The sequence below is a fragment of the Rathayibacter festucae DSM 15932 genome (genome assembly GCF_004011135.1).
Classification (GTDB): Bacteria; Actinomycetota; Actinomycetes; order Actinomycetales; family Microbacteriaceae; genus Rathayibacter; species Rathayibacter festucae.
This window is the reverse complement of sequence record NZ_CP028137.1, coordinates 3,639,047-3,665,506: the sequence shown is the minus strand read 5'-3', so window position 1 is coordinate 3,665,506 and position 26,460 is coordinate 3,639,047. Positions and strand designations below refer to the sequence as shown.

Below are 26,460 nucleotides of genomic sequence, written 5' to 3'. Positions count from 1 at the left end.
GGGCGCATCGGGTTCAGGAGGGTGGGTCTCGATACGCCGCCTGCGGGCGGCTACTCGACCAGCATGAGCGCGCCGCCGGCGGCAGTGGTCGGAACCCGCTCCACGAGCCCCCGCCGCCGGCGCACTCCGCTGATCGCGCACCCCGCGCACCCATGCTGATCGAGTAGCCCGCAGCGCGGGCGTATCGAGATCCCCGTGATCGGACAACGGATCTGCAGACCTGCCTGCTGATGACGCCGGGTCTCGATACGCCCCTGCGGGGCTACTCGACCAGCAGGGGTCCTCCCGCGAGTGGACCCGGAACGGCTCCCGGCTGAGGGCCGGACCCCGATACGCGTCCTCTCGCGCGCCTCAGCGCCTCCGACTGGACGCCTACCGGGGCCTGCTCGAGACTCGGCGCCCCACACGGGTCCGTTCGAGGAACCCTGCTGATCGAGCAGCCCGCGCAGCGGAAGCATCGAGGTTCCCGCAGCCGGCACGGCCGCGCCGCTCAGGGGATCAGGCGCCGGTCGCGGAGGTCCTGGAAGAGGCGCAGGAACATCGCCTCGGTGTCGACGTACTCGTAGAAGCCCGCGCGCCGCGACTTCGAGCTGTCGGCGATGACGTCGTAGTCCCAGCCGAAGACGAAGTCGCCGAACCGCCAGGACGACACGTCCTCGTAGGGCGTGGGGACGAGCCCGTGGCGCTCGATCATCGCCTGCCAGAGCTCGCCCTTGTCGGCCATCACCTCGTCGAGGCTCATCGGCAGTGGCGGAGCGACCTCGAGGTCGAAGAACGCGGCGATCCTCGGCCACATCGACGACCAGCGGAACAGATCGCCGTTGGTGATGTTGTAGGCCTGATCGCGGCTGCCCGGGTCGGTCGCCGCCCAGACCGTGGCCTTCGCGAGGAGGTCCGCGTCGGTCATCTCGATCAGGCTCGTGTAGGCGCCGGGCGCCCCGGGGAAGCGGAGCGGGATCCCGAGCTCCCGGCTCATCGACGCGTACACGGCGATCACCATCGCGAGGTTCATCGGGTTGCCGAGGCCGACGCCGGCGACCACCGACGGACGCAGCGCGGACCAGGACCACCGGGCGCCCACCCGCCGGAGCTCGAGGAAGCGCTGCTGATCGACGTTGAACTCCGGCGGCATGTGCGGCGGGTCGTCCTCCCGCGCGGGCGTGGCGAACGGCCCGAGGTGCGCGCCGTAGACCTTGTAGCCCTGCATGAGCGAGATGTGCTCGAGACCCGGGGCGATGGGCTCGACGGCGTCGACGACGTGGGTGAGCATCGCCAGGTTCGGTGCGACCAGCTCCGCCCAGGTCGGCCGGTCCTGGTAGGCCGCGTAGAAGACGTGGGTGACCGCCGCCTCCCCCGCCAGGGCCGCCGCCGTCGCCTCCCGGTCGAGCAGGTCGACCGCGATCTGCCGCACCCGGGCGGTGTCCGCACCGCCGCGCCGCGAGACGCCGACGACGTCCCAGCCGCCGACCTGCTCGAGGTGCCGGATCAGATTCCCCCCGATCACTCCTCGCGCTCCGATCACCAGTGCTGTCCTCGTCATGCGGTTCTCTCCTCACATCGCGTTTTCACGATGCCCTGTCTAGCAGACATCGGCAGATCGCGATATCGCGATAGACTGGCGGCATGACGGAGCTGAGCGACGAGGAACTGGTGACGGCCTTCAAGGCGCTCGGGCACCCGACCCGGCTGGCGATCCTCGGCTGGCTGAAGGAGCCCGCGTCCTTCCCCCCGCAGGACCGACCGGCCGAGGAGGTCGGCGTGTGCCTCAAGCACATCCAGGCCCGCGCCGAGGTGTCGCAGTCCACGGCGTCGCAGTTCATGGCGACCCTGCAGCGCGCCGGCCTGGTCACCTGCACCCGAATCGGCCCGTGGTCGCACTACCGGCGCAACGAGGAGACCCTCGCCGCCCTCGGCCTGGCCGTGCTCGACGGCGTTCAGACCCCCTGAGGACGCTCCGGCCGCGTCGCCAGGGCGGCGGCGGCCGCCACGCCGACGGTGTCGACCGGCTCCCGGCCGAGGAGTGCGGCCAGGTCGCCGCTCGGCTCCCCGAGGAAGCCGTGGCGCACCGCCGAGTGGATCGACATCAGCATCGCGGGCTGGAACGGCTTCAGTTCCGCTGCCCCGTACGACGCCCGGCGCTCCGCGAGATCGAGGTCGTCGAGCGGGACGCCCAGCCGGCCTGCGACGTCGGCCGCGGTGGTGCCCGGCCCCACCAGGTCGTAGCACCGACCCTCGTGCTCCCCCGGCGCCGCGGCCACTGTCGCGGCGACGTCCGCCAGGTCCTCGCGGGCGACGGCGGCCAGCGCTCCCTCGCCGAACGCCGAGACGAGCCGCGGCCCGGACCAGGTGAGCAGCGAGCCGAAGAGGTCGGCGTAGAGGCCGTTGCGGAGGACCGTCCAGCGGACGGCTCCGCGGGCGAGACGGCGCTCGGTCCAGCGGTGCGCGAGGGCGAAGGCGAGGTGGTCGCCGGCCGCGGTGACGCTCGTTTACACGACGTGCCCGACGCCGTCGCGCTCCGCCGCGGCGAGCGCCGCCTCGTGCCGCGCGACGACGACGTCGTCCTCCGCCTCCCCCGCCGACACGAGGACGAGGGTGTCCACGCCGGCGAAGGAGACGGTCGACAGATCGTCGAGGTCGATCCTCCGCAGGCCCGGCCGCTCCCGGCGGCTGCTGCCGATCGCGGGGACGCCGCGCCGGAGGAGGGTCTCGAGGACCGCGGAGCCGAGCTGCCCGGTCGCGCCGGTGACGAGGATCACGGTCTCACCTTTCGTGGTTCTTCGGGATGACTACGCTCTGATCGTGCTGCGCCCCGTCAGCCCCGACAAGGAGGCACTCTCGTGTCACTCACGCACACCGGAGTAACCGCGGACCTCGAGCCCTGCGGCCGGGAGGACCATCCCGACTGCGGCATCCGCGACGTCCTGACGCGGGTCGGCGACACCTGGTCGGTGCTCGTGATCGTCGAGCTCGCGAGCGGCGACCGGCGCTTCCGCGAGCTCCAGCGCGCGATCGACGGGATCTCGCAGCGCATGCTGACGCTGACCCTCCGCCGCCTCGAGCGCGACGGCCTGGTCGTGCGGACCGTCTTCCCGACGGTGCCGGCGCAGGTGTCCTACGCCCTCACCGCGTCCGGCAGCAGCCTCACCCATCTCGTGAAGGCCCTCGCCGACTGGTCGCTCGAGCAGCGGCCGGCGATCGCCGCGGCCCGCGACCGCTACGACGAGCGGAACCCGGGCCACGCCATCCGCTGACGCCCGGCCCGGGGAGGAGAATGGCCCGGTGGACATGCGGACCGTCGAGGTGCTGAAGGCGCTGGGCAACCCCACCCGCCTGCAGATCATGGAGTGGCTGCGGACGCCCGAGGCCTCCTTCAGCGAGTACGAGCCCATCGCCGACCGCGCGGAGTTCGGCGTGTGCGTCACCCATCTCGCCGCGAAGACCGGCCTCGCGCAGTCCACCATCTCCTCCTACATGGGGTCGCTGGAGCGCGCCGGCCTCGTGCGCTCGACGCGGGTGGGGAAGTACACGCACTACCGCCGGAACGCCGCGGACGTCGACGACCTCCTGCACCGCCTCGGGGACACTCTCTAGTGCTCGGAACGTAGCGACGTTTCGAGGATCGTCGATACGATGGCGGCATGAGCACCTCGTCGACGGCTGCCCCGGTGCGCCGCGCCCTCCTCGTCCACGCCCACCCGGAACCGGGCTCGTTCTCCTCCGCCCAGGCCGACGCGGTGGCCGAGCAGCTGCGCGCGGACGGGATCGAGGTGCGACGGATCGACCTCTACGCGGACGGCTGGGACCCCGTCCTGCACCGCGACCAGTTCGCGAGCGCGGCCGGACACTTCAAGCCGCAGGCCGAGCAGAGCGCCGCCGTCGCCGCGGGCACGCTCGGAGACCCGGTGCAGTCGCACCTCGACGCACTGCGGGAGGCTGACCTCCTGGTGCTCTCGTTCCCGCTCTGGTGGTTCTCGATGCCGGCGATCCTCAAGGGCTGGGTGGACCGGGTCTTCGTGATGGGCGCCGCGTTCGGCGGCGAGCACGGCGTCTTCGCCGAGGGCGGGCTGCGCGGACGGCGGGCCGTCCTGCTCCTGACCACCGGCGGCGGGGAGCCGGCGTTCGCGCCCGGCGCCGCCGACGGCTACGGCGAGCTGGACGTCTTCCTCTCGCACATCCACCGCGGCATGCTCGAGTTCGTCGGCTACGAGGTCCTGCCGCCCGTCGTCACCTACGCACCCGCCCGCCTCGACGCCGCCGAGCGCGCGGAGGCACTGCGGAGCGCCCGCGCCCGGATCGCGGACCCCTCCATGCTGATCGAGTAGCCCGCGCAGCGGGCGTATCGAGATCCACCGTCTCCAGCACGCCGGGTCTCGATACGCCGCCTCCGGCGCCTACTCGACCAGCAGGTGTCGACCCGCGAGTGGACTCGAATCGGGGCCCGACACAGAACCAGACCCCGATACGCGTCCCCTCGCGTGCCTCACCGCCTCCGACTGGACGCGCACCGGGGCCTGCTCGGGGCGCGAGGCCCCTCGCGGGTCCGTTCGAGGATTCATGCTGATCGCGCAGCCCGCCGCGCAGGCCCCACCCATGCTGATCGAGTAGCCCGCAGAGCGGGCGTATCGAGATCCACCAGCGTCAGAGGACGAGTCTGCAGACCGCCCTACTGACGACGGCGGGTCTCGATACGCCCCTGCGGGGCTACTCGACCAGCATGAGGCGGCGCAGCCGCGTCCTCTCCCTCACCACCGAGACGCGAAGCGGCTTCACCGCTCGATACGCGGCCGGAGGCGCCTACTCGACCACCATGCGGGGCCCGCTACTCGGCCGGCAGCAGCTCCGCCACCAGCGCCTGCACGCGGGCGCGGATGTCGTCGCGGATCGGGCGGACCTCCTCGAGGGGGCGGCCCTTGGGGTCGGCGAGGTCCCAGTCCTCGTAGCGCTTGCCGGGGAAGACCGGGCAGACGTCGCCGCAGCCCATCGTGATCACGACGTCCGAGGCCTGCACCTGCTCGGTCGTCATCAGCTGCGGTACGGCCTGCGAGATGTCGATGCCCTCCTCCGCCATCGCCGCGACCGCGACCGGGTTGATGCTCTCGCCCGGCTCGGAGCCGCCGGAGCGCACCTGCACGGCTCCGCCCGAGAGCTCGCGCAGGTAGCCGGCGGCCATCTGCGAGCGACCGGCGTTGTGGATGCAGACGAAGAGGACGGTGGGGGCGGTCATCCCGGGCTCCTGAGGGTGAGGGGCTGCCCGCGTCGATCGACACCGGCGCGACCGAATCTACCGACAGCGCCCGCAGCCTCCGCGTTCAACAGACCCCCGGCGGTGCGGCGCCGGCGGGTGACGGCGGACTCCGCCTGCTCGCCTTCGCAGAGCCGACGGCTCACGAAGGCAGGTCCGGCGCCGGGTAGGCGTCCCAGCCGCCATCACCTGCGTCATCGCTGGCCTCGGCGGCGAGTCTGCGGCGGATGTAGGCGCCGAGATAGGGAAGAGAGAACTGCACGTGTCCCCGACCCGCGGCATGGACGTAGCCGCTGTCGATGAGGCGCTTCTTGTAGACCTGGACGTACGCGTCGGAGACGTCCATGCGCTTCGCGATGTCGGCGATCTTCGTGCGGTCGTCGTCCTCGGCCATCGCGTCGAGGAACTTCTGGTCGACGTCGGAGAGGTCGCCGTAGACGCGGCTGATGACTCGACTCTCGACCGCCTTGATGGCCCTGTCGTGCGCGACGGTGGCGTCGGCGAGGCTGATCGTGGGTGCAGTGGAGCGGTTCCGCCAGGCGTAGTCGCCGGCCAGCTGCACCAGGTACGGATAGCCCTGCGAGAGGGAGACGAGCACGGCGAGCGCCTCCTCGTCGATCCTCCGTCCGCCGAGGCCAGCGGTCTCCGTGAAGACTCGGCTGGTCTCCGGCGCGGACAGCCGCTCGAATTCGACCTCCCGAGAACGCCGGAGGAAGGTGGTGTGCTCCTCGGCGAGGAGTGCGTCGAGGCCGACCTTCACCCCGGCGAAGACGACCATGATCTGCGCACCGTCCTGAAGCGCGTGCGAGACCTGCAGCGCGAATCGGCTCAGCTCCCGCAGGCGGACCTTGCCGGAGGAGACCTCGTCGATGGTGATGAGGATGCCGCCCTCCCCGCCCAGCGCGGAGGACAGAGCGACGAGGTCGTACCGCAGCTGCGGTTTCACGCTGCGGTGCCGTTCGACGTACTCGATCTCGGCGCTGAACTCCCATAGCCCGAGCGAGGTCAGTCGTGCGCGGCTGCCCGGGGTCATGTCGTTGATCAGGGCGGGGATCGTGGAGTCCATCACCCGGTCGAGGAGACCGGCACTGGCGTCCTCGCTGATCACCAGCCACCCGGCGGCGCGAGCGTCGTCCTGAAGGGTGGTCAGGAAGGAGGTCTTGCCGGCGCCGCGCAGCCCGGAGACCAGGACGGAGTGGTTCTCGCCGAAGTCCAGGGTGTCGAAGACGGCTCGGAGCTCCGTGAGCGCTTCCCCGTGGCCGCCGAAGACGGCAGGCTTCTTCCCGTAGCCCGGGGTGAACGGGCTGGGCGTTGTCTCCGCCATCGCGATCTCCGAATCTTATTTATTTTATTCTATTCGGCCTCGACGGTGAGAGTGAGGTGCTGGCGCGGCAGTCCGCGCAGACCAGCAGGAGACGGAGACGAAGCCTGCTCACGATGCGAGGCCTCTCACGATGCGCATCGAGCGGGCCGTTCATGCTGATCGAGCAGCCCGCGCAGGGGGCGTATCGAGATCCACCACCGCCCAGCACGCCGGGTCTCGATACGCCGCCCCGGGCGGCTACTCGACCAGCATGGGGCGGCGCACGCGCGGCCGGGGCCGCCCCTCGGGCGCCGCCGTGGACCAGCGCCTGCCCGCGCTTCTGGAGTCGCGGGCGCCCGCCCGCTCGACGCACACTGGGCGGGCCCCCTCCCGCGACGACCCCTCGGACGGATCACCGTGCTCACCGGACTCAGCGCCTTCCCGCTCACCCCGCTCCGCGACGACGCCGTCGACGGGCCGGCGTTCGCCGCCCTCGTCGAGCGCCTCGCGGCGGCCGGTGTCGACTCGATCGGGGCGCTCGGCTCGACCGGCTCCGCCGCCTACCTCGACCGCGAGGAGCGCCGCCGGGTGGCCGCGCTCGCGGTGCGGCATGCGGGCCAGGTGCCGCTCGTCCGGATCAGCGCGCTGCGGACCTCGCAGGTGCTCGCCCTCGCGGAGGACGCGCAGGAGGCGGGCGCCGCGGCGGTGCTCCTCGCCCCGGTCAGCTACCAGCCGCTGACCGACGACGACGTCCTCGGCCTCTACGAGGACGTCACCGCGCAGCTCTCCGTGCCGCTGGTCGTCTACGACAACCCCGGCACCACGCACGTCACGATGACCGACGAGCTGTACGGCGCGATCGCCCGGCTGCCCCGCGTCGCCTCGATCAAGATCCCCGGCGTCCCCGCCGATCCGGCCGCCGCGGCCGAGCGGGTGACCGCGATCCGTGCGCAGGTCCCCGCGGGCGTCACGATCGGCGTCTCCGGCGACGCGTCCGCCGCCCGCGGCCTGCTCGCCGGCTGCGACGCCTGGTACTCGGTGATCGGCGGCACGCTCCCCGGCCCCGCGCTGACGATCGCGCGCGCCGCGCAGTCCGGCGACCGCGCCGCCGCCGAGGCCGAGTCCGCCCGGCTGCAGCCGCTCTGGGACCTCTTCGCCGAGCACGGCGGCAGCTACCGGGTGATCGCCGCGATCGCCGAGCAGCTCGGCCTCGCCGCCCCGGACTGCCTGCCCCGCCCGATCCGCGGCCTCGACGCACCGGCGCGCGCCCGAGTCGCCGAGGTCGTCGCGGCCCTCGACCTCGGCACCCCCACCGGCTGAGCTCACGGCGCGTCCGCCGTCCCCGGCGCGTCCAGCACCAGCCGCCCGTCCAGCTCCAGCCGGTCGAGGAACGCGTCGTCGTGGCTGACGACGAGCAGTCCGCCGCGCCAGGCGCGCAGCACCTCGACCAGATGGTCGGCCGTCGCCAGGTCGAGGTCGTTCGTCGGCTCGTCGAGCACGAGCAGCTGCGGCACCGGTCGCGCGAGGACCACGCCGGCGAGCGCCACCCGGAAGCGCTCCCCGCCCGAGAGCGTCGACGCCGGCCGGTCGACGATCGCGCCGCGCAGCAGCAGCCGCGCGAGCGCGTCGCGCAGGGCCGGGATCGGCAGGTCCGGCGCGGCCCGGGCGACGTGCTCGAGCACGGTGCGGTCGTCGTCGAGCATGTCCTCGCGGTGCTGGGCGAGGTAGCCGATGCGGTCGGTGAGCGCCCGCGCGTCCGTGCCGGGCACCGGATGCGGGCGGTCCGGCTCCGCGCCGACGAGCCGCTCGAGCAGCAGCGTCTTCCCGGTGCCGTTGGCGCCGATCAGGCCGAGGCGCTCCGGCCCCTGGAGCACCGTGGTCCGGCCGCGGACGGTCAGCTCGGCGAGCCGCCGCGTCGCGGGCACGCCCGGGTCGGGCAGGTCGAGCCGCACCGCGTCGTCGTCGCGGCGTCGCCCGGACGCCTCGTCGACCCGGTCCTTCGCGCGCGCCTCGGCCTCGGCGTGACCCGAGCGGAGCCGGCCCGCGGTCCCCTCCGCGCGGCCGCGCCGGAAGTCGGCGGCGCCCTTCGGCATCGACCGCCCCGACTTCTCCCCCGCCTTCGCGCGCCGGGCGATCGTCGTCTGCGCCTCGATCCGCTGCCGCTTCTCGGCGCGCAGCACCTGCTCGGCGACGCGGACGTCGCGCTCGACGGCCGCGCGCTCGACGGCGAGCCGCTCCTCGAAGTCGGAGAACGTGCCCGCCGAGGTGCGCAGCTCGGCGTCGCGCAGCTCCGCGATCTCGTCGACGTGCTCGAGCAGCTCCCGGTCGTGGCTGACGACGACGAGGGTGCCGCGCCAGCCGTCGACGAGCGCGAGCAGCAGCTGCCGGGAGCGGCGGTCGAGGTCGTTCGTCGGCTCGTCGAGCACCGCGATCGGCCGGCCGCGCAGCGCCACCCCCGTCACGGCCGCGAGGACCGCCTGCCCGCCGGAGAGCATCGAGACGGGCCGGAGCAGATCGGCGGCGTCGAGGTCGAGTCCGGCAGTGCCCAGCGCGGCGACGGCCCGGGCCTCGACGTCCCAGTCGTCGGCGAGCGCCTCGAAGCGGTCCGCCCCGGCGTCGCCGGCCAGGATCGCGTGCAGCGCGTCGAGCCGGCCGCGGATTCCGAGCAGATCGGCGACGGTGTCGTCGGCGCCGCGCGGCAGGCGCTGCGGCAGCAGGTCGACCGCGCCGGTCGCGGTGACGGTCCCTCCCGTCGGCACGAGGTCGCCGGAGACGAGCCGCACGAGCGTGGACTTGCCGGCGCCGTTGGCTCCGACGAGGGCGGTGCGGCCGCGGCCGAAGGCGGCGGTCACGTGGTCGAGGACGATCGAGCCGTCCGGCCAGGCGAACGAGCAGTCGGTGAGGACGAGGGACGGAGGGGTCGGTGAAGAGAAGGGCACGGTGCTCCCGGTGGTCGCGTCGGCGCACGACGACCATCGCTCTCCGCCGGGGCGGGAGCGCGCGTCCGCCCGGTCAGCGGGCGGGAGCAGGGGTCGTCAGTGCGAGGGCAGCTGCTGCGTCGTGGACGCAGTACCGGTGCTGGTGCGCACGAGACCGTCTTTCCTGCGGGGAGCCCCCGTGTCCGCGAGCCGATCGGCCGGCCGGTGAGGTGGCCGCCCCGACGTCGCGGCTCGCGACGAGGTACGCGTCGACGGTACGCGCGGAGCGGGGGCGGCCGCAAGGGAGGGGCGTCTCTTCGCTACTGCACCAGTGCCAGCAGCGCGCGGATGTCCGCGGCGAGCAGGTCCGGCTCCTCGTGCGGCGCGAAGTGGCCACCGCGGGGCATCGGCGTGTACCGGACGACGTCGTAGCTGCGCTCCGCCCAGCTGCGCGGCGGGTGCGTGAGGTCGAAGGGGAAGACGGCGAGCGCGGTCGGCACCTCGACCCGGCCCACCCGCGCCGTCCGCCCGGTCGCGTACTCCCAGTAGGGCCGGAGCGACGTGGCGATCGAGTCGGTGAACCAGTAGAGCGAGGCGAGGGTGAGCAGGTAGTCGTCGTCGAAGCGGGTCGCGACGTCGCCGCCGCAGTCGCTCCAGGCCCGGTGCTTCTCGAGGATCCAGGCGAGCAGCCCGACCGGCGAGTCCGACAGCGCAGGCGCCAGGGTGAGCGGCCGGGTCTGCTGCTGGTGCTCGTAGGCGCCCTCGTCCGCGAACCAGGTGCGCTGCTCCGCGAGGTGCTCGCGCTCCTCGGCGGTGAGGGAGTCGTCCTCAACGTGCTGCGGCGAGGCGACGGCGAGCAGATGGATACCCGCCACCGCCTCCGGGTGGCTCTCGGCCAGCCGCGAGGTGATGCCCGTCCCCAGGTCGCCCCCGTGCGCGGCGTAGCGGGCGAAGCCGAGCTCCTCGGTCATCAGCCGGTGCCAGAGCTCGTGCGTCTGCTCGTCCAGCCCCGGCCGCTGCGGCGAGAAGGGGAAGCCCGGCAGCGCGGGGACGACGACGGTGACCGCGTCGGCCGGGTCGCCGCCGAACCGCGACGGCGAGGCGAGCCGCTCGGCGAGCGCCACCAGCTCGAGCGCGGAGCTGGGCCAGCCGTTGGTCAGGACGATCGGCAGGCGGCCGGGCGTCTCCGCCTCGAACGTCTCCGCCTCGAACGTCTCCGCCTCGAAGCGGAGGTAGGCCACGGGCGTCCCGTCGAGGTCGGCCTGCGCCCAGGGCAGCGCGCGCATCCGCCGCTCCTGCGCCGGCCAGTCGAACTCCTCCGCCCAGCGCCGGGCCAGCCGCCGCAGCTCGGCCTGGTCGGTCCCGGCCGACCAGCCCTCGACCGGCCACTCCGGCGACCAGCGGGTCCGGCGGACGCGCTCGCGGAGCTCGGCCCACTCCTCGGCGGTGACGGCGGGGACCGGGGATGCGGGGTGGGACGGGGTCATCGCTCGACCGTAGCGGCGGGGGCCGACATCAGAACAGGTCGGGACTCTCCTGCTCCCGCGCCGTCGCCGACTCGACGTCGGCGACCTCGTGGCGCAGCGACGCGGTGACGTCGCGGGCGCCGGCGACGGACTCGACCCGCACCGTCACGCGCTCGACGGGGACGACGGTCCGGGTGAGGGCGATGCGCTCCTCGTGCAGGATCACGACGATCGGCTCCTGCGGGGCCGCCGCGATCGCGTCGGGCAGCGCCGGCCCGTCGGCGATCGGCTCGCGGGTGACGCGCAGCTCCTCGCGGCGGAGCTCGACCGTGATCGTGCGCTGCTCGGTCACGACGACCCGGCTGACCCGGACGCGCTCGGTGGCGTGCCTGCGCGTGCCGACGAGGAGGCGCTCCTCGTGCAGGACCACCTCGGCGGTCGGCGCCGGCTCGGACGCGGTCGGCTCGGTCGGTGTCGGCTCGGTCGGTGTCGCGCTCATGCGGTCCCCTCGATCTGCTGCGGACGCGGCCGGCCCTGCTCGGAGCGAGCGGAGCCGGCCGCGGGTGATGCGGGTGGTGCGGTCGTGCGCCTAGCGGGGGCGGCGCGCGGTGGTCGCCGGGGCGGCCTGCTTCGCCTGGTCGGCGGCGCGCTTGGCCTGCTCGGTGACGGACGGAGCGTTCTGCGCCTCCTGCTGGATCTTCGGCGCCTCCTCCTCGGCCTTCGTGAGGATCGCCTCCCAGCGCTGCTGCATCGGCTTGATGAGGCCGCCGCCCGCGCCGACGATGATGACGCCCGCGATGATCGCGAGGACTGCGATGAGGATCGGCGTGGTGACCGTCGTCGCGACCTCGATCTGGTTCAGGGCCGCGGTGACCCCGAGGAAGAGGATGAACACCGCGACGATGTTGCCGAGGGCCTTGCCGTAGGAGAGACCGCCCAGGGTGTTCTGGATCAGGCCCTTGGCGCCCGCGGCGATCGCGGCGGCGAGGACGACGATGATGATCGCCACGATGATCTTCGGCAGGAAGCCGATGATGCCCTGCAGCAGGTCGCTGACCGGGTTGGGGCCGAAGACCCCGAAGGCGAACTGCAGGACGAAGAGCACGAGCGTGTAGTAGATGATCTTCGACACGATGTCGGAGGCGTCCAGCGTCGAGTTCGCGAGCGCCTTCTTGATGCCGCCGCGCTCGACGGCGCGGTCGAAGCCGACCTTGGTGAGCAGGCGCGAGAGGCCCTTCTCGATGAGCTTGGCGACGATCAGGCCGACGATGAGGATGAGCAGGAACAGCAGCGCGAGCGGGACGAACGCGATGACCGCGGCCAGTCCGTTCTGCAGAGCGGCGGGGAGATCCATGGGGGAGCCTTTCGGGCACGGTCCGGAGCAGGACGGGTGAGGGTGGTGCAGGGGGTCGTGCGGAGTGGAGCGGGTGCGGCGGCCGGTGGGCGGTGCTGCTCACCGGCCGCCGCGGGGATCGCTAGGAGCGCGCGTCGCGGTCGGCGACGGTCTCCTCGGCGGAGGTGCGGGTGCCGGTGCCGGTGGCCTCGGGCTCGACGAGCTCGATCTCCTCGTGCGAGACGTCGGCGTCGACGGTGCGCTGCTCGGTGACGGTCTCGGTGCCGAGCGACACGCGCTCGACGGGGACCGTCTCCTTCGCGGTGACCACGCGCTCCTCGGTGAGGATCACCTCGTGCTCCTCCTCGCTGAGGTCGGGACCGGCGAGCGCGTCGCCGGCGTTCGCGTCGGTGATCGGCTCGCGGGTGAGGGTGACCTCGTCGTGGCTGACCGGGACCGTCTTCGAGACCTGCTCGGTGACGATGTGCTTGCGCAGGCGGGCGCGGCCGGCCTCGACCCGCTCGGTGCCGACGCGCAGGCGCTCCTCGGAGCGGGTCATCGCGTCGTCGGTGTTCGGACCGGACGTGTCGTGGCCCTCGGTGCCGCGGTCGCGGTCGGCGGCGAGGTCGGCAGTGCGGTCGACGCCGCTGTCCGTGCCGGCGCCGCGGTCGGCGTCCTGGTCGTAGAGGGGCGCCTCGGTCGGCGCCGCGTCGGTGCCGCCGAGCCCGTAGTAGGAGTAGAGGGCCTGCTCCTCGTCGGCGGAGAGCTGGCCGTCGTCCTCGATGCGCGGGGCGTCCTTGACGAAGGCCTTCTCGTAGCCGACGCGGAGGACGCCGCCCTCGTAGCTCGCGTCCGCGAGGGGCGCGAACGACTCCGAGGAGCCGAAGAGGCCGGTGCGGACCGTGACCCAGGTCGGGGTCTGCGTGCTGTCCTCGACGTAGACCTGGCCGACGGTGCCGATCTTGGCGTCGTCGCTGCCGTGCACGTCGGCGCCGATCAGGCTGTCGATGCTGCTGCTGTCGATCATGGTGCTCTCTCTTCTCTCCCGGGACGGTGCCGCGGGGTCGCTGGTGCGGGGCGGAGGCGAAACGGGGCGCGGCCACCGGCGCAGCGGGTTCTGCGGGGTGGTGCGCGCTCCTCGGGGAGGCGGACCGGCGCGGGGATCGCAGGGAGCACGGTCCGGCAGCGGCACACTTACAGCGTAAGCCTGGTCGGAGCTTACGGTGTAAGGGTTGTTACGGTGGAGGTGCTTGCCTTCGCGGCACCGCACCTGGTATCCGGGCGGGCGGGCACTGCAGGAAGGCGCGGTGCATGACCGACAGCGAGAAGCCGAAGCGGAGCGGCTCCCCCGCCCGCAAGCTCAGCCGGGACCTCATCGTGGAGACCGCGCTCGCGATGATCGACCGCACCGGCCCCGAGGCGCTCTCCATGCGCACCCTCGCGCAGGAGCTGGGCGTCGAGGCGATGTCGCTCTACCGCTACGTGCACGGCAAGGAGGACCTCCTCGAGGGCGTCATCGCGCTGCTGATGCGCGAGCTCACCGTGCGGCTGGACGAGGCCGAGAGCCGGCACTGGCAGGAGTTCCTGCAGACGGCCGCCCACGAGGTCCGGCGCATCGCGACCGACCACCCGAGGGCCTTCCCGCTGGTCGCGACACGGCACCCCGCGGCTCCGTGGCTCCGCCCGCCGCTGCGCAGCATCGAGGCCGTGAACACCTTCCTCCGCTCGCTGACCGGCAGCGGGCTCACCGACGCGCAGGCCGTCGGCGCCTACCGCTCGTTCAGCAGCTTCCTGCTCGGCCAGCTGCTGCTGCAGGCCGTGGTGCAGGGCGCCGAGACCTCGCCGACCGACCTCCCGCTCGACGAGGGCGACGCGACGATCCCGCAGGGCGACGGGAACGTCTCCCTCGACGTCGCGCCCGAGGTCCGGCGGCTGCGCGGCCTGCTCAGCGAGGACCACAGCGACGAGGAGTTCGAGATCTCGCTCGAGGTGCTCCTCGACCGGCTCGACCGGGAGCTCTCGCAGTAGCCCTCGCTGCTCCGCGGGGTGCGGCGACCCCCAAAGCCCCGTTTGACGGTCCGCGGGACCGGGCGTGACGATGGCCGCATGTCCACTCTCGAGGAGCTGCGCGCCACCGCCCACCCGATCCGGCTCCGGCTGCTGTCCCTGGTGACCGGTGCCGCGGCGAGCGCCGCCGAGGCCGCGCGCGAGCTGGGCCTCTCGCAGGCGACCGCGAGCTACCACTTCCGCGTGCTCGAGCGGGCCGGGCTGGTGCGGGTGGTGGAGACGGTGCGGCTGCGCGGCGGTGAGGCGAAGCGCTACCGGCACGAGTCCTCCGGACGACCGTTCGACGTGACCGCGGCCGTCGACGCCGGGCCGGCGGAGGACCGGCAGCTGTACCTGGAGGCGCTGATCGAGGAGCTGCGGCGCCGATCCGCGGCCCGCGCCGACGGCCCGCAGCTGTCGACGGACGCCGAGCTCTGGGTCGATCCGGAGACCTGGCGGCGGGTCGTCCGGCACGTCGGCGAGGCGTCCGCGCTGCTGCACGCCGCGGCCCGGCCGCCCCGGAGCCCGGGCACGGTGCCGGTGTCGATGACGACCGCGCTGTTCCCGCTGCGGCGGCCGTGACTCCGCGCGGGACTCCCCGGCCCGGCCCCCTCGCGCACCGCCCGTTCCGGTGGCTCCTCGCTGCGCGGACGACCGCCGTGCTCGGCAACGCCGTCGCACCGATCGCCCTGGCCTTCGCGGTCCTCGATCTCACCGGCTCGGCGACCGACCTCGGCCTGGTCGTCGCCGCGCGCTCGCTCGCCAACGTCGCCGTGCTGCTGCTCGGCGGCGTCCTCGCCGATCGGCTGCCGCGCTCCGTGATCCTGGTCGGCACCTCCCTCGCCGCCGCCGGCACGCAGGCGGTCGTCGCCGCCCTGGTCATCAGCGGGACGGCGAGCATCCCCGCCCTCGTCGTGCTCGGCGTGCTGAACGGCGCCGTCGCGGCGGTGAGCCTGCCCGCCGCCTCGGCCCTGGTCCCGGAGACGGTCCCCGTGGGCGAGCTGCGGCCGGCGAACGCGCTGCTCCGCCTGGGCCTGAACGCCGGGACGATCGCGGGCGCGTCGGGCGGAGCCGGCGTCGTCGCCCTGGTCGGCCCGGGCTGGGGCCTCGCGATCGACGCGGCCGGCTTCGCACTCGCCGCGCTCCTCTACTCCGGACTGCGCCTGCCCGCGGCGAGCCGGTCCGGCGCCCCCGGCTCGGTGCTCGCCGACCTCCGCGAGGGCTGGCGGGAGTTCTCCGGCCGGCGCTGGGTCTGGATCGTCGTGGCCCAGTTCACGGTGCTGAACGCGGCCTTCGTCGGCGCGACCACGGTGCTCGGGCCGGTGATCGCCGACGGGTCCTTCGGCCGCGCGGCCTGGGGGCTGGTGATCGCCGCGCAGACCGTCGGCCTCGCGATCGGCGCCGTCATCGCGCTGCGCTGGCGGCCGCGGCGGGCGCTGGCCATCGGCGTCGCGCTGATGGCGGTCACGGCCGTCCCGGTCGCGGCCCTCGGACTCGTCCCCGCGCTCCCCGCGCTGATCGTCGCCTTCGCGCTCGGCGGCGTCGCGCTGGAGGTGTTCGCCATCGCCTGGGACCAGTCGCTGCAGACCCATGTGCCGCGCGAGGCACTCGCCCGGGTCTACTCGTACGACATGGTCGGTTCGTTCCTCGCCGTTCCGCTCGGCGAGGCGCTCGTCGGGCCGCTCGCCGACCTCGTCGGCACGCGGGCCGTCCTGCTGGGCTGCGCGGCGGTCATCGTCGCGGCATCGCTCGCTGCGGTCGCCAGCAGGAGCGTCCGCGGCGTGGGCAGCGCGCCGGCGGGCACAATGGCGGGCATGGACCCCGAGAACAGCCCGGCCGCGACCGAGACCAGCCCGACCGCCGACGCCCCGGCCGCGACCGGCCGCTACGCGCACGGCCACCACGAGAGCGTCCTCCGCTCGCACCGCTGGCGCACTGTCGAGAACTCCGCGGCGTACCTGCTGCCGCACCTCGCGCCCGGCGTCTCGATCCTCGACGTGGGCTGCGGCCCGGGGACGATCACCGTCGACCTCGCCGAGCGGGTCGCCCCCGGCCGGGTGCTCGGCGTGGACGCCTCGGCCGAGGTGATCGCGCAGGCGTCGGCCCTCGACTCCCCCGCGGAGTTCGCGGTCGCGGACGCCTACGCGCTGCCGTTCGCGGACGACTCCTTCGACGTCGTGCACGCCCACCAGGTCCTGCAGCACCTCACCCGTCCGGTCGACGCGCTGCGCGAGTGGGGCCGGGTCGGCCGCCTCGTCGCCGCGCGCGACGTCGACTACGCCGGCGTGCTGATCCACCCGTTCACTCCAGGCCTGCAGGCCTGGGCCGCGCTCTACCAGCGGGTGCACCGCGCCTCCGCCGGCGAGCCCGACGCGGGCCGGCGCCTGAAGGCCTGGGCGCGGGTGGCCGGCTTCGAGAGCGTCGAGGTCACCGCGTCGCTCTGGGTGTTCGAGAACGCCGAGGACCGCGCCTGGTGGGGCGGCATGTGGGCGGACCGGGCGGTCTCCTCCTCCTTCGCCACCGTCGCCCTCGAGCGCGGCTTCGCCACGCAGGCCGAGCTCGAGGCGATCAGCGCCGCCTGGCGCGCCTGGGCCAGCGACGAGGACGGCTGGCTCTCGATGCCCCACGGCGAGCTGCTCGCGCGCTGAGCGCGGCCGCGGCGGACCTCCGTCGCTCCTCGTGTGCTGACCCGGTGTGACGGTCGTTGCGCTCGCGGCGGACAGCGCTGCGGAGCGGAGCGGTGATCCGGTTCAGTAGGGGCATGCGCAGAGTCCTGATCCTGGGTGGCAGCGGATGGAAGGGGCGCCGTCTCGCGGAGCGGGCGATCGCGGCGGGGGACGAGGTCACCTGCGTGGCCCGCGGCGAGGCGGGAGCGGTTCCGGGCGGCGCGCGGCATCTGCGTGTCGACCGGCGCGACTCGGACGCCTACGACGGACTGCGCGGCGAGTGGGACGAGGTCGTCGAGCTCGCCCACGCACCCGAGCTCGTCGGGCCGGCCCTCGGGCGTCTCGCGCAGGCCGCCGCGCACTGGACGCTCGTCTCCTCCGTCTCCGTGTACGCCGATGTGGAGCGGATCGACGCCGATGAGTCCGCCGCCCTGGTCGAGCCGGTGGACCCGGAGTAGTACGCCGACGCGAAGGTCCTGGCCGAGCACGCCGCCGCCGACGTCCTCGGCGGCCGGCTGCTGATCGCGCGTCCCGGGCTGATCGCCGGGCCCGGCGACCCGAGCGACCGGCTGGGGTACTGGCCGGCCCGCTTGGCCCGCGGCGGCACGGTTCTGGCTCCCGAGACGGACGGCCGGTTCGCGCAGGCGATCGACGTCGACGACCTCGCCGACTGGCTGCACGCGGCGGGCTCGGCGGGAGTGACCGGAGCCGTCGACGCCGTCGGCCCAGCCGTGCCCCTGGGCGACCTCCTCGCCGCCGCCGCCGAGCTCGCCGCCTTCCGCGGCGACGTCGTGCACGCCGACGACGAGACCCTGCTCGCGCACGGCGTCGGCTACTGGGCCGGGCCGCGCTCGCTCCCGCTGTGGCTGCCCGCCGAGGCCGTCGGCTTCAGCCGGCGCAGCACCGCCTCGTACCTCCGCGCCGGCGGCCGCCACCGTCCGCCCGTGGAGACGCTCCGCCGCGTCCTCGACGACGAGCGCGCCCGCGGACTGGACCGGCCCCGCAGGTCCGGCCTGAAGCCTCAGGACGAGCGGGCCGTCCTCGACGCACTGCGCTGAGCGGTGCCCTCGGCGAGCCCGTCCGCTCGCCGCCGCCGCACAACATCAGCTGAGACGGGTGGGCCTCGCCCCACAGAGGAGGCCTCCCCTTCTCAGCTGATGTTCTGCGCGAGTCCGCCCCGCTCCGCCCCCTCGTTCGCCGACACCCGTCGGCGATGAGCCGCGGATCGGCGCCGATCGGGCGCCGCGAGCGCCTTCTGTTACGGCGAGCGTCGGCCGCCGTCGCGCCCGCCCGCCGCACCGCGCCATCATCATCAGCACACCGACGCGGACGCCGCCACCGAGCATCCCGCGCCCCCTCTCCCACACCGCACCGGGCGCTCTCCGGCGCGCCCGCGCACCCTCCCGGAAGGACCGACGCCATGATCCGCCTCGAGCAGCTCACCAAGGTCTACGGGCAGGGCGCCGACGCCGTGACCGTGCTCGACCGCCTCGACTTCTCGGTCGGCACCGGCGAGATCTTCGCCGTCGTCGGGCCGAGCGGCGCCGGCAAGAGCACGCTCGCCGCCTGCGTCAACCTGCTCGAGCGGCCCACCTCCGGCACCGTCGTCGTCAACGGCGACGCGCTCTCCCAGCTGTCCGAGGCGGAGCTGCGGGTCGCCCGCCGCCGCATCGGCACCGTCTTCCAGTCCGACGGCCTCTTCAGCCGCCGGACCGCGGAGCAGAACGTCGCCCTCCCGCTCGAATACCTGGGCGTCACCGCGGCCGAGACGAAGCGCCGCGTCGCCGAGCTGCTCGAGCGCGTCGGCCTCGGCGACCGCGCCCGCTACTACCCGCACCAGCTCTCCGGCGGCCAGCGCCAGCGGGTCGGCATCGCCCGCGCCCTCGCCCTGCGCCCCTCCGTCCTGCTCTCCGACGAGGCGACCTCCGGACTCGATCCCGCGTCGACCACCGCGATCACCACGCTCCTCAAGGAGCTGCGCGACGACCTCGGCCTGTCGATCCTCTTCATCACGCACGAGATGGAGACGGTCCGCCAGGTCGCGGACTCTGTCGCGCGCCTCGATCACGGCCGCATCGTGGAGTCGGGGCGCCTGGTCGACCTGCTGCGCGACGCGTCCTCGCCGCTCGGCCTCGCGCTCAACCCGGTGCGCCCCTCGGTGCTGCCCGGCGCGGGGCTCGACGAGTGGGTCGTCGGCTACGCCCGCGACGGAGTGCCGGCCGATTGGGTGACGCGGCTGTCCGACGCGGTCGGGCCGGTCGCGCTGCTCGGCGCGGCGATCGAGACGGTCGACGGACGCGCCGTCGGCCACGCGACGATCGGCCTCGGGCCGGTCGAGGAGCGCCGGCTCGCGCAGGCCGCCGACGCCCTCGGGCTGTCGGTGCGGCGGGGCGCCGTCCGGTCGGACGCCCTCGTCGAGGAGGCGGCGGCATGAGCGCGCTCATCTCCTCGGCGGCCCTCGGCCCGCTGCACCTCGACAACAAGGTCCCGCTCGCCGACATCCCCGTGCTCGTGCTCCCCGCGCTCGGCGAGACGCTGATCATGGTCGGCATCGTGATGCTGGTCGTCGTGCTCGTCGGCATCCCGCTCGGCGCCGCGGTGCACAACCTCGCTCCGGGCGGCCTGTTCGAGAACCGCGCCGCCCACCAGAGCCTCAGCTGGATCATCAGCATCGGCCGGTCGCTGCCGTTCCTCATCCTGATGGCCTCGATCATGCCGTTCACCCGGCTGCTCACCGGCACCAACATCGGCATCGCGGCGGCCGTCGTGCCGATGTCGATCGCCGGCATCGCCTTCTTCACCCGCATCGTCGAGAACGCGATGCGCAGCGTGCCGCTCGCGCTGACCCGGGTGGCCCGCGCCTCCGGAGCATCGCGGCTGCAGGTGATCCGCTCGGCGCAGCTCAGCGAGGCGGTGCCGCAGATCCTCGGCGGTCTGACGATCAACACCATCGCGATGATCGAGTACTCCGCCATCGCCGGCACGATCGGCGCGGGCGGCATCGGCTACGTCGCCGTCACCTACGGCTACCAGCGCTTCGATACCACCGTGATGCTCGCGACGATCGTCATCCTCGTCGCGACCGTCGCCGTCGTGCAGCTCACCGGCGACGCCCTGGTCCGCGCGACCACGCCGAGCGCCTCCCGGTCCCGGCGCGCCCCGCGCGTCGCGGTCACCGTCTAGCCGCATCTCCCCCCTGATCCCGCCCCGGGCCCTCCGCCCGGGCGTCCCTCCCGCGCGCCGCCGTCCGGCCGCGACCGCTCGAAAGGCACTGCCATGTCCACTGAGAACCACGGCCCCGAGAACCCCCGCTCCGAGACCGGCCCCGAGAAGTCCGGCCCCCAGAACGCCGGCCCCGAGGACCTCGGCTTCGAGCTGAAGAAGAAGCGCCGCTGGCCCTGGATCGCCGGAGCCGCCGTCGTCGTGGTCGGCGTCGGAGCGGTCGTCGCCGTGCCGCTGCTCTCGCCCGCCGTCTCGGCGAACGAGCAGGAGGGCGCGACCCTCTACGTCGCGACGGCCGAGGGCAACGCCTCGGAGCAGGCCCTCGTCGACTTCGTGGCGGAGGAGGTGGCGCCGCGCTACGGCATCACGGTCGCCTTCAAGGGCCTCTCGGACAGCAACACGATCAACCGCGCCGTCAGCGAGGGCGAGGTCGCCGCGACGGTCTACCAGCACGAGCTCTGGCTCGGCCAGGTGCTCGAGGCCAACCCCGACTTCGAGGAGGAGGCGGCGACCCCCGTCTTCCGCTGGGGCTTCGGCCTGTGGAGCGACAAGCACGGCGACGTCTCCGAGATCCCCGACGGCGGCACGATCTCGCTCTACTCCGACCCGGCCAACGAGGCCCAGGGCCTCTGGCTGCTGCAGTCGGCCGGCCTGATCACGCTGAAGGAGGGCACGGAGCCCGGCACCGCGACCCAGGACGACATCGCCTCGAACCCGAAGAACCTGCAGTTCACGCTGCTCGACTTCGCCGCCCAGTCCCGCGCCCTGCCCGACCTCGACGCGGCCGTCGGCTACACCGAGTACTACCTCGCCGCCGACATCCCGATCGAGAAGCAGATCTTCGCGCCCCAGGCCCCCGATGACTTCGCCGGCCAGCTGACCATCGGCTCGAAGTACAAGGACACCGCCAACATCGAGAAGCTCGTCGCCGCCTTCCAGGACCCGGCCGTGCAGGAGTTCCTCGCCACCGACGAGACGGTGAAGGGCATCCTGCTGCCGATCGAGGGCTGACCGGGCGGATGGGGCGGCGGCGGTTCCGCCCGTCGTCCGCCTCCGGCACGCGAAACCACCTCCGGCACGCGGAACCACCTCCGGCACGCGGAACCACCTCCGGCACGCGGAACCACTTCGGGCACGCCGGAACCGGCTGATCCCACGAGCCCGAGCTCATTCCGCGTGCCGAAGGTCACCGCGGCAGCCGGCCCCACCACCTCCGGCACGCGAAATCACCCCCGGCACGCCCGAAACCACAGATCCCGCGAGCCCGAGCCGAAACCACGAGCCGAAAGTCGACTCGACGGCCACTCCGGCACGTCCGGCACGTGAATCCACCTTCGGCACGCCAGAACAGGCTGATCCTGCGAGCCCGAGCTCGTTCCGCGAGCCGGAGGTCGCCCCGAGCGCCCGAGCCCCACCCCCGGCACGCGGAACCACCCCCGGCACGCCGGAACCGGCGGATTCCGCGAGCCCGAGCCGGTTCCACGAGCCGGAGGCGACTCCGGAAGGCCGGCACACGCCCGATACCGCCGCCGAGGGAACACGGAGGCCGCCGCCCGCGTTGGCTCTCTCATGACCGTTCCCCTCTCGATCCTCGACCTCGCCCCCATCGCTCCCGGAGAGACCGCGCGCGACAGCTTCGCCGCCTCCGTCGCTCTGGCGCAGCAGGCCGAGCGGAGCGGGTACCGGCGGGTCTGGTACGCCGAGCACCACAACATGGCCTCGATCGCGTCGAGCGCCACCTCCGTGCTGATCGCGCACGTCGCCTCGCAGACCTCGACCATCCGCCTCGGCTCCGGCGGCGTCATGCTGCCCAACCACTCCCCGCTGACCATCGCGGAGCAGTTCGGCACCCTCGAGACCCTGCACCCGGGCCGCATCGACCTCGGCCTCGGCCGCGCCCCCGGCAGCGACCAGGCCACCTTCCGCGCCCTGCGCCGCGAGCACGACTCCTCCGAGCGCTTCCCGCAGGACGTCCTCGAGCTGCAGGGCTTCCTCGCCGGCGAGTCCCGCATCCCCGGCGTCAGCGCGACGCCCGGCGCCGGCACCCGCGTCCCCCTCTACATCCTCGGCTCGTCGCTCTTCGGCGCCCAGCTGGCCGCCGCCCTCGGTCTGCCGTACGCCTTCGCCTCGCACTTCGCGCCGGATGCGCTGCACCAGGCCGTCGCCGAGTACCGCCGCGGCTTCCGCCCCTCGGAGCAGCTCGACGCCCCCTACGTGATCGCCGGAGTGAACGCCATCGCCGCCGACAGCGAGGAGGACGCGCAGGAGCAGTTCGCGCAGATGAAGCGCGCGCGCCTGATGATGCTGCTGCGCCAGAGCGGCCAGATCCCCGTCGACCAGCAGTTCTCCGAGGAGGAGCTCGACCACCTGCTGACCGCCCCCGTCGGCGCGCACGTCGCGAGCATGACCCACTACACCGGCGTCGGCACCGGCGAGCAGGTCGCGGACTACGTGGCCGAGTTCGCGCGCTCGGCGGAGGCCGACGAGGTCATCGTCGCCCACGCCTCGCTCGCGACGCCCGCCCGCCTGCGCTCGGTCGCGCTGCTGGCGGCGCACTCGCTCGTCGCCGCGTAGCCCGCGGAGGGCCTGCCGACCCGCGTCCGATCTGCAGGCGATCCTGCCGACGACGCGCTGACGCCCACTCGGCAGCCGCTCCCGGTACAAGATCACCTGCACAACGGACCCCAGCGCGCACGGCGGGCGGGACCCGGTCCGATCTGCAGGTGATCGCGCCCAGAACGTGCTGAAGCCCACTCGGCGCGCGCTCCCCGTGCCGGATCGCCTGCACAACGGACCGCCACCCACCCGACGAGCGGCCCCTGGGTCCGATCTGCAGGTGATCGCGCCCAGAACGTGCTGACGTCCACCCGGCAGGCGCTCCCGGTACGAGATCACCTGCACAACGGACCACAGCGCGCACGGCGGGCGGGACCCGGTCCGATCTGCAGGTGATCGCGCGCAGAACGTGCTGAAGCCCACCCGGCGCGCGCGCCCCGTGCCGGATCGCCTGCACAACGGACGGCACCCCGCACAGCGGACCAGCGGCCGTCGAATCGGCGCCACGCGGAATGACAGCGCCCCGCCGGAGGTTGCACGGGTGGGCTCCGACACGCCCGATGGAGGCTCCCCGTGCAGATCGTGGACTGGCTGTTCGACGCGCAGATCGTCATCGGCGACCAGACGGTGCTCTGGCGCGAGGTCATCGGCAACGTCTTCGGCCTGCTGAGCGCCCTCGGCGGGATGCGGCGCAAGGTCTGGGCCTGGCCGGTCGGCCTCGTCGGCAACGCGCTGCTCTTCACCGTCTTCATGGGCGCGCTGTTCGACACCCCGAACCCCGTGAACCTGCTCGGCCAGGCCGGCCGCCAGATCATGTTCATCATCGTCAGCATCTACGGCTGGTACCGCTGGACGCACCGCCCCAGCGATGCGACAACGCTGATCTCGCCGCGCTGGGCCTCCTGGCGCACCCGCGGACTGCTGGTGCTCGGCATGGTCGGCGGCACCGCGATCCTCACCCCGGTGTTCCGCGCGCTCGGCTCCTACGAGCCCGTGTGGAGCGACGCCTGGATCTTCGTCGGCTCGCTGCTCGCCACCTACGGCATGGCCAAGGGCTGGGTCGAGTTCTGGCTGATCTGGGTCGCCGTCGACATCGTCGGCGTCCCGCTGCTCTTCTCGGCCGGCTACTACGCCTCCGGCCTGATGTACGTCTTCTACGGTGCCTTCACCCTGCTCGGCTTCTTCGTCTGGATGAAGGAGGGGCGCCGCCCGTCGGCCGCCCCGGTCACCGTCGGCTGACCCGCCGCCGCGCCGCGTCGACCCGTCAAGAACGGTCGCCCGAATCGCGCGGACATCGCCGTTCCCGACGGATCGATGGCGCCGGACGTCGCGGATCCGGGACGGAGGGAGTTGGATCGACGGATGAGGACGACGATGACTCCCCCGACCGCCTTCGTCCTCGCCGCGCTCTGGGCGGCCCTCGCCGCCTGGGGCCTGGCGAGCGGAAGCACCCCGTTCCTGATCGGCGGCCTCGTCATGGCCGCCGCCTTCGCCGCGCTCGGCGTCGTGCTGCGCCGCCGCGTGCGCCGCTGAGCGCGTCGCTCCCCCTGGCCCGCCGCTTGGTGGCGTCCCCCTTGCTGGTCGAGTAGCCCCGCAGGGGCGTATCGAGACCCACCGTCGTCAGCAGAGCCGGTCTGCAGACTCACCTGCTGACGCTGGCGGATCTCGATACGCCCGCTCCGCGGGCTACTCGATCAGCATGAGAGGGACCCGCTCAGCGGGCTGCTCCATCGGCAGGAGAAGGCGCGACCGCGCGCAGCCATGCTGGTCGAGTAGCCCCGGGACGGGGCGTATCGAGACCCACGTCGTTCGGAGGGTGGATCTCGACACGCCCGCTCCGCGGACTACTCGATCAGCATGCGGGCCCCGCTCCGCGGGCTGCTCGATCAGCAGCAGGGCGCGAGCGCCGCGTCAGTGCCCGCGGGCGATCCACGCCTCGCGGTCGGGCTTCTCCATGCCGATCGTGGTCGTGGGGCCGTGCCCCGTGCGGACGACCGTGTCGTCCGGCAGGGTCAGCAGCCGGTCGGTGATCGAGTCGATGATCGTCGGGAAGGAGCTGTAGGAGCGGCCGGTCGCGCCCGGTCCGCCCTGGAAGAGCGTGTCCCCGGTGAAGACGGTGCCCAGCTCGTCCGCGACGAAGCAGACGGCGCCGGGCGTGTGGCCGGGCGTGTGCCGCACCTCGAGCTCGGTGCCGCCGACGGTGATCACCTGGCCGTCCTCGAGCGCACCGCTCGGCGCGGAGTCGGGGTAGAACGCGTCCCAGAGCACGCGGTCCCCCTCGTGCAGCAGCACCGGCACGTCGACGGCCGACAGCAGCGCGGCGACCGCGTCGATGTGGTCGGTGTGCGCGTGGGTGAGCAGCACCGCGCGAAGCGTGCGGTCGCCGACGGCCGCGAGGATCGCCTCCGCGTCGTGCGCCGCGTCGATGACGACGCACTCGGAGTCGTCGCCGACGATCCAGACGTTGTTGTCCACGTCCCAGGTGCCGCCGTCGAGGGCGAAGGTGCCGCTGGTGACGAGGTGGTCGATGCGGGCGGCCATCAGAGCACCACCACCGAGCGGAGCACGTCGCCGCCGGCCATCGTGGTGAAGGCCTGCTCGATGTCGCGGATGCCGATCCGCTCGGTGACGAACTCGTCGAGCGGCAGGCGGCCCTGCAGATACAGGTCGGTGAGCATCGGGAAGTCGCGCTCGGGCAGGCAGTCGCCGTACCAGCTCGACTTCAGCGAGCCACCGCGCCCGAAGACGTCGAGCAGCGGTATCTCGAGCGTCATCTCGGGCGTCGGCACGCCGACGAGCACGACGGTGCCGGCCAGGTCGCGGGCGTAGAACGCCTGGCGCCAGGTCTCGGGGCGGCCGACCGCGTCGATCACGACGTCGGCGCCGAAGCCGTCGGTCAGCGCCTGCACGGCGGCGACCACGCCGGCCTCGTCGAGTCCGCTCGAGTCGATCGCGTGGGTGGCGCCGAGCTCCTCGGCCTTGATCAGCTTCTTCGGGTCGCGGTCGATCGCGATGATCGTGCTCGCGCCGGCCAGCTTCGCGCCGACGACCGCCGCGGTGCCGACTCCGCCGCAGCCGATGACGGCCACGGAGTCGCCGCGGGTGACGTTGCCGGTGTTCATCGCGGCGCCGAGGCCCGCCATGATGCCGCAGCCCAGCAGGCCGACGGCGGCGGGGTCGGCGGCCGGGTCGACCTTCGTGCACTGCTTGGCGTGCACGAGCGTCTTCTCGGCGAAGGCGCCGATGCCCAGCGCCGGGCTGAGCTCGGTGCCGTCCGTGAGGGTCATCTTCTGCGAGGCGTTGAAGGTGTTGAAGCAGTACCAGGGCTCCGCGCGGACGCAGGCGCGGCACTCGCCGCAGACGGCGCGCCAGTTGAGCACGACGAAGTCGCCGACCGCGACGTGGGTGACGCCCTCGCCGATCGCGCTGACCCGGCCCGCGGCCTCGTGGCCGAGCAGGAACGGGAAGTCGTCGCTGATCCCGCCCTCGCGGTAGTGGTAGTCGGTGTGGCAGACACCGCAGGTCTCGATGTCGACGACGGCCTCGCCGGGTCCGGGATCGGGGACGACGATGTCGACGAGCTCGACGGGAGCCCCCTTCGACCGGGCGATGACGCCGCTCACAGTGGTGGGCATGGGGGCTCCTTCGGGCGGGGGCGGGTGGTGCGGGGAACCGTTCCACAGTACCGAGCGGCGCCTGCGCGGGGGC

General features: G+C 73.5%; 28 protein-coding genes and 1 pseudogene. 17 read left to right on the top strand and 12 right to left on the bottom strand.

What is annotated here, in order from left to right; all coding sequences use genetic code 11:
* Window positions 1-490: 490 nt before the first annotated feature.
* A complete protein-coding gene (locus C1I64_RS16700) occupies window positions 491-1,540 on the bottom strand; it encodes an SDR family oxidoreductase (RefSeq protein ID WP_127887974.1) in 1,050 nt (349 codons plus the stop codon).
* Window positions 1,541-1,623: 83 nt separating this feature from the next.
* Here C1I64_RS16700 and C1I64_RS16695 point away from each other — a divergent pair, with 83 nt between their 5' ends.
* Window positions 1,624-1,947: an ArsR/SmtB family transcription factor gene (locus tag C1I64_RS16695; RefSeq protein WP_127887973.1), complete on the top strand. Its 324-nt coding sequence runs from the start codon at window positions 1,624-1,626 to the stop codon at window positions 1,945-1,947.
* On the opposite strand, the gene C1I64_RS20395 is transcribed toward C1I64_RS16695, so the two are convergent.
* Both C1I64_RS20395 and C1I64_RS20390 read right to left on the bottom strand, forming a co-directional pair.
* The gene (locus C1I64_RS20395) at window positions 1,935-2,213 is read right to left on the bottom strand and encodes a hypothetical protein (RefSeq protein WP_208645152.1); all 279 of its coding nucleotides are present in this window, start codon (window positions 2,211-2,213) and stop codon (window positions 1,935-1,937) included. The genes C1I64_RS16695 and C1I64_RS20395 overlap by 13 nt on opposite strands.
* 273 nt (window positions 2,214-2,486) lie before the next feature.
* Entirely contained in the window at window positions 2,487-2,756 is a 270-nt protein-coding gene (locus C1I64_RS20390) for an NAD-dependent epimerase/dehydratase family protein (protein ID WP_208645151.1), read from the bottom strand.
* Window positions 2,757-2,837: 81 nt separating this feature from the next.
* Between C1I64_RS20390 and C1I64_RS16685 the strand changes: the two genes are divergently transcribed.
* Genes C1I64_RS16685 through C1I64_RS16675 form a run of 3 tightly spaced genes read left to right on the top strand, consistent with a single transcriptional unit; the run spans window position 2,838 to window position 4,322 of the window.
* Entirely contained in the window at window positions 2,838-3,251 is a 414-nt protein-coding gene (locus C1I64_RS16685; protein ID WP_127887972.1) for a winged helix-turn-helix transcriptional regulator, read from the top strand.
* A gap of 34 nt (window positions 3,252-3,285) precedes the next feature.
* Window positions 3,286-3,591 (top strand): ArsR/SmtB family transcription factor, encoded by a 306-nt coding sequence (locus C1I64_RS16680; protein ID WP_127888616.1) that lies wholly within the window; start codon window positions 3,286-3,288, stop codon window positions 3,589-3,591.
* A 47-nt stretch (window positions 3,592-3,638) separates the two neighbouring features.
* Complete coding sequence (locus C1I64_RS16675; protein ID WP_127887971.1) at window positions 3,639-4,322, top strand: NAD(P)H-dependent oxidoreductase; 684 nt, start codon at window positions 3,639-3,641, stop codon at window positions 4,320-4,322.
* A 497-nt stretch (window positions 4,323-4,819) separates the two neighbouring features.
* On the opposite strand, the gene C1I64_RS16670 is transcribed toward C1I64_RS16675, so the two are convergent.
* Window positions 4,820-5,224, bottom strand: coding sequence for an arsenate reductase ArsC (locus tag C1I64_RS16670; protein WP_123447337.1), 405 nt, complete (start codon window positions 5,222-5,224; stop codon window positions 4,820-4,822).
* Between the two features lie 160 nt (window positions 5,225-5,384).
* On the bottom strand, window positions 5,385-6,566 hold the full coding sequence (locus C1I64_RS16665; RefSeq protein ID WP_127887970.1) for an ATP-binding protein: 1,182 nt from the start codon (window positions 6,564-6,566) through the stop codon (window positions 5,385-5,387).
* Window positions 6,567-6,962: 396 nt separating this feature from the next.
* Between C1I64_RS16665 and C1I64_RS16660 the strand changes: the two genes are divergently transcribed.
* The gene (locus tag C1I64_RS16660) at window positions 6,963-7,865 is read left to right on the top strand and encodes a dihydrodipicolinate synthase family protein (RefSeq protein ID WP_127887969.1); all 903 of its coding nucleotides are present in this window, start codon (window positions 6,963-6,965) and stop codon (window positions 7,863-7,865) included.
* Between the two features lie 2 nt (window positions 7,866-7,867).
* Here the strand turns inward: C1I64_RS16660 and C1I64_RS16655 are convergent, their stop codons facing one another.
* The 5 genes from C1I64_RS16655 to C1I64_RS16635 form a co-directional block, all read right to left on the bottom strand.
* A complete protein-coding gene (locus tag C1I64_RS16655) occupies window positions 7,868-9,484 on the bottom strand; it encodes an ATP-binding cassette domain-containing protein (RefSeq protein WP_127887968.1) in 1,617 nt (538 codons plus the stop codon).
* A gap of 299 nt (window positions 9,485-9,783) precedes the next feature.
* Window positions 9,784-10,950, bottom strand: coding sequence for an epoxide hydrolase family protein (locus tag C1I64_RS16650; RefSeq protein WP_127887967.1), 1,167 nt, complete (start codon window positions 10,948-10,950; stop codon window positions 9,784-9,786).
* 28 nt (window positions 10,951-10,978) lie between these two features.
* Window positions 10,979-11,428 carry a YsnF/AvaK domain-containing protein gene (locus tag C1I64_RS16645; RefSeq protein ID WP_127887966.1) on the bottom strand — a complete coding sequence of 150 codons (450 nt, stop codon included), beginning with the start codon at window positions 11,426-11,428 and terminating at the stop codon, window positions 10,979-10,981.
* 90 nt (window positions 11,429-11,518) lie between these two features.
* Complete coding sequence (locus C1I64_RS16640) at window positions 11,519-12,283, bottom strand: mechanosensitive ion channel family protein (RefSeq protein ID WP_123447332.1); 765 nt, start codon at window positions 12,281-12,283, stop codon at window positions 11,519-11,521.
* Between the two features lie 121 nt (window positions 12,284-12,404).
* Window positions 12,405-13,289, bottom strand: coding sequence for a DUF2382 domain-containing protein (locus tag C1I64_RS16635; RefSeq protein WP_127887965.1), 885 nt, complete (start codon window positions 13,287-13,289; stop codon window positions 12,405-12,407).
* 284 nt (window positions 13,290-13,573) lie between these two features.
* Here C1I64_RS16635 and C1I64_RS16630 point away from each other — a divergent pair, with 284 nt between their 5' ends.
* From C1I64_RS16630 to C1I64_RS20215, 12 genes and pseudogenes are all read left to right on the top strand, one after another.
* Window positions 13,574-14,290 carry a TetR/AcrR family transcriptional regulator C-terminal domain-containing protein gene (locus tag C1I64_RS16630; RefSeq protein WP_123706181.1) on the top strand — a complete coding sequence of 239 codons (717 nt, stop codon included), beginning with the start codon at window positions 13,574-13,576 and terminating at the stop codon, window positions 14,288-14,290.
* A gap of 78 nt (window positions 14,291-14,368) precedes the next feature.
* Entirely contained in the window at window positions 14,369-14,890 is a 522-nt protein-coding gene (locus tag C1I64_RS16625; RefSeq protein ID WP_127887964.1) for a winged helix-turn-helix domain-containing protein, read from the top strand.
* Window positions 14,887-16,062, top strand: a pseudogene (locus C1I64_RS20290) (MFS transporter); the annotation flags it as partial. The gene C1I64_RS16625 and the pseudogene C1I64_RS20290, both read left to right, overlap by 4 nt.
* Window positions 16,063-16,122: 60 nt before the next feature.
* Window positions 16,123-16,956, top strand: coding sequence for a methyltransferase domain-containing protein (locus C1I64_RS20285; RefSeq protein WP_167492514.1), 834 nt, complete (start codon window positions 16,123-16,125; stop codon window positions 16,954-16,956).
* Between the two features lie 113 nt (window positions 16,957-17,069).
* Window positions 17,070-17,432, top strand: a complete 363-nt coding sequence (locus tag C1I64_RS20845) for an NAD-dependent epimerase/dehydratase family protein (RefSeq protein ID WP_341867838.1) — start codon at window positions 17,070-17,072, stop codon at window positions 17,430-17,432.
* Window positions 17,433-17,564: 132 nt separating this feature from the next.
* On the top strand, window positions 17,565-18,032 hold the full coding sequence (locus C1I64_RS20840; RefSeq protein ID WP_341867837.1) for a hypothetical protein: 468 nt from the start codon (window positions 17,565-17,567) through the stop codon (window positions 18,030-18,032).
* A 362-nt stretch (window positions 18,033-18,394) separates the two neighbouring features.
* Window positions 18,395-19,408, top strand: coding sequence for a methionine ABC transporter ATP-binding protein (locus tag C1I64_RS16610; protein WP_127887962.1), 1,014 nt, complete (start codon window positions 18,395-18,397; stop codon window positions 19,406-19,408).
* Complete coding sequence (locus C1I64_RS16605) at window positions 19,405-20,157, top strand: methionine ABC transporter permease (RefSeq protein ID WP_127887961.1); 753 nt, start codon at window positions 19,405-19,407, stop codon at window positions 20,155-20,157. The genes C1I64_RS16610 and C1I64_RS16605 overlap by 4 nt, the downstream gene beginning before the upstream one ends.
* A gap of 93 nt (window positions 20,158-20,250) precedes the next feature.
* Window positions 20,251-21,207 carry a MetQ/NlpA family ABC transporter substrate-binding protein gene (locus tag C1I64_RS16600; RefSeq protein ID WP_127887960.1) on the top strand — a complete coding sequence of 319 codons (957 nt, stop codon included), beginning with the start codon at window positions 20,251-20,253 and terminating at the stop codon, window positions 21,205-21,207.
* A gap of 558 nt (window positions 21,208-21,765) precedes the next feature.
* On the top strand, window positions 21,766-22,770 hold the full coding sequence (locus tag C1I64_RS16595) for an LLM class flavin-dependent oxidoreductase (RefSeq protein ID WP_123706173.1): 1,005 nt from the start codon (window positions 21,766-21,768) through the stop codon (window positions 22,768-22,770).
* A gap of 555 nt (window positions 22,771-23,325) precedes the next feature.
* Complete coding sequence (pnuC, locus tag C1I64_RS16590; RefSeq protein WP_127887959.1) at window positions 23,326-23,991, top strand: nicotinamide riboside transporter PnuC; 666 nt, start codon at window positions 23,326-23,328, stop codon at window positions 23,989-23,991.
* Between the two features lie 135 nt (window positions 23,992-24,126).
* Window positions 24,127-24,285, top strand: coding sequence for a hypothetical protein (locus C1I64_RS20215; protein WP_164874574.1), 159 nt, complete (start codon window positions 24,127-24,129; stop codon window positions 24,283-24,285).
* A gap of 378 nt (window positions 24,286-24,663) precedes the next feature.
* On the opposite strand, the gene C1I64_RS16585 is transcribed toward C1I64_RS20215, so the two are convergent.
* On the bottom strand, window positions 24,664-25,293 hold the full coding sequence (locus C1I64_RS16585; RefSeq protein WP_127887958.1) for an MBL fold metallo-hydrolase: 630 nt from the start codon (window positions 25,291-25,293) through the stop codon (window positions 24,664-24,666).
* A complete protein-coding gene (locus tag C1I64_RS16580) occupies window positions 25,293-26,387 on the bottom strand; it encodes an S-(hydroxymethyl)mycothiol dehydrogenase (RefSeq protein ID WP_127887957.1) in 1,095 nt (364 codons plus the stop codon). The genes C1I64_RS16585 and C1I64_RS16580 overlap by 1 nt, the downstream gene beginning before the upstream one ends.
* Window positions 26,388-26,460 lie beyond the last annotated feature (73 nt).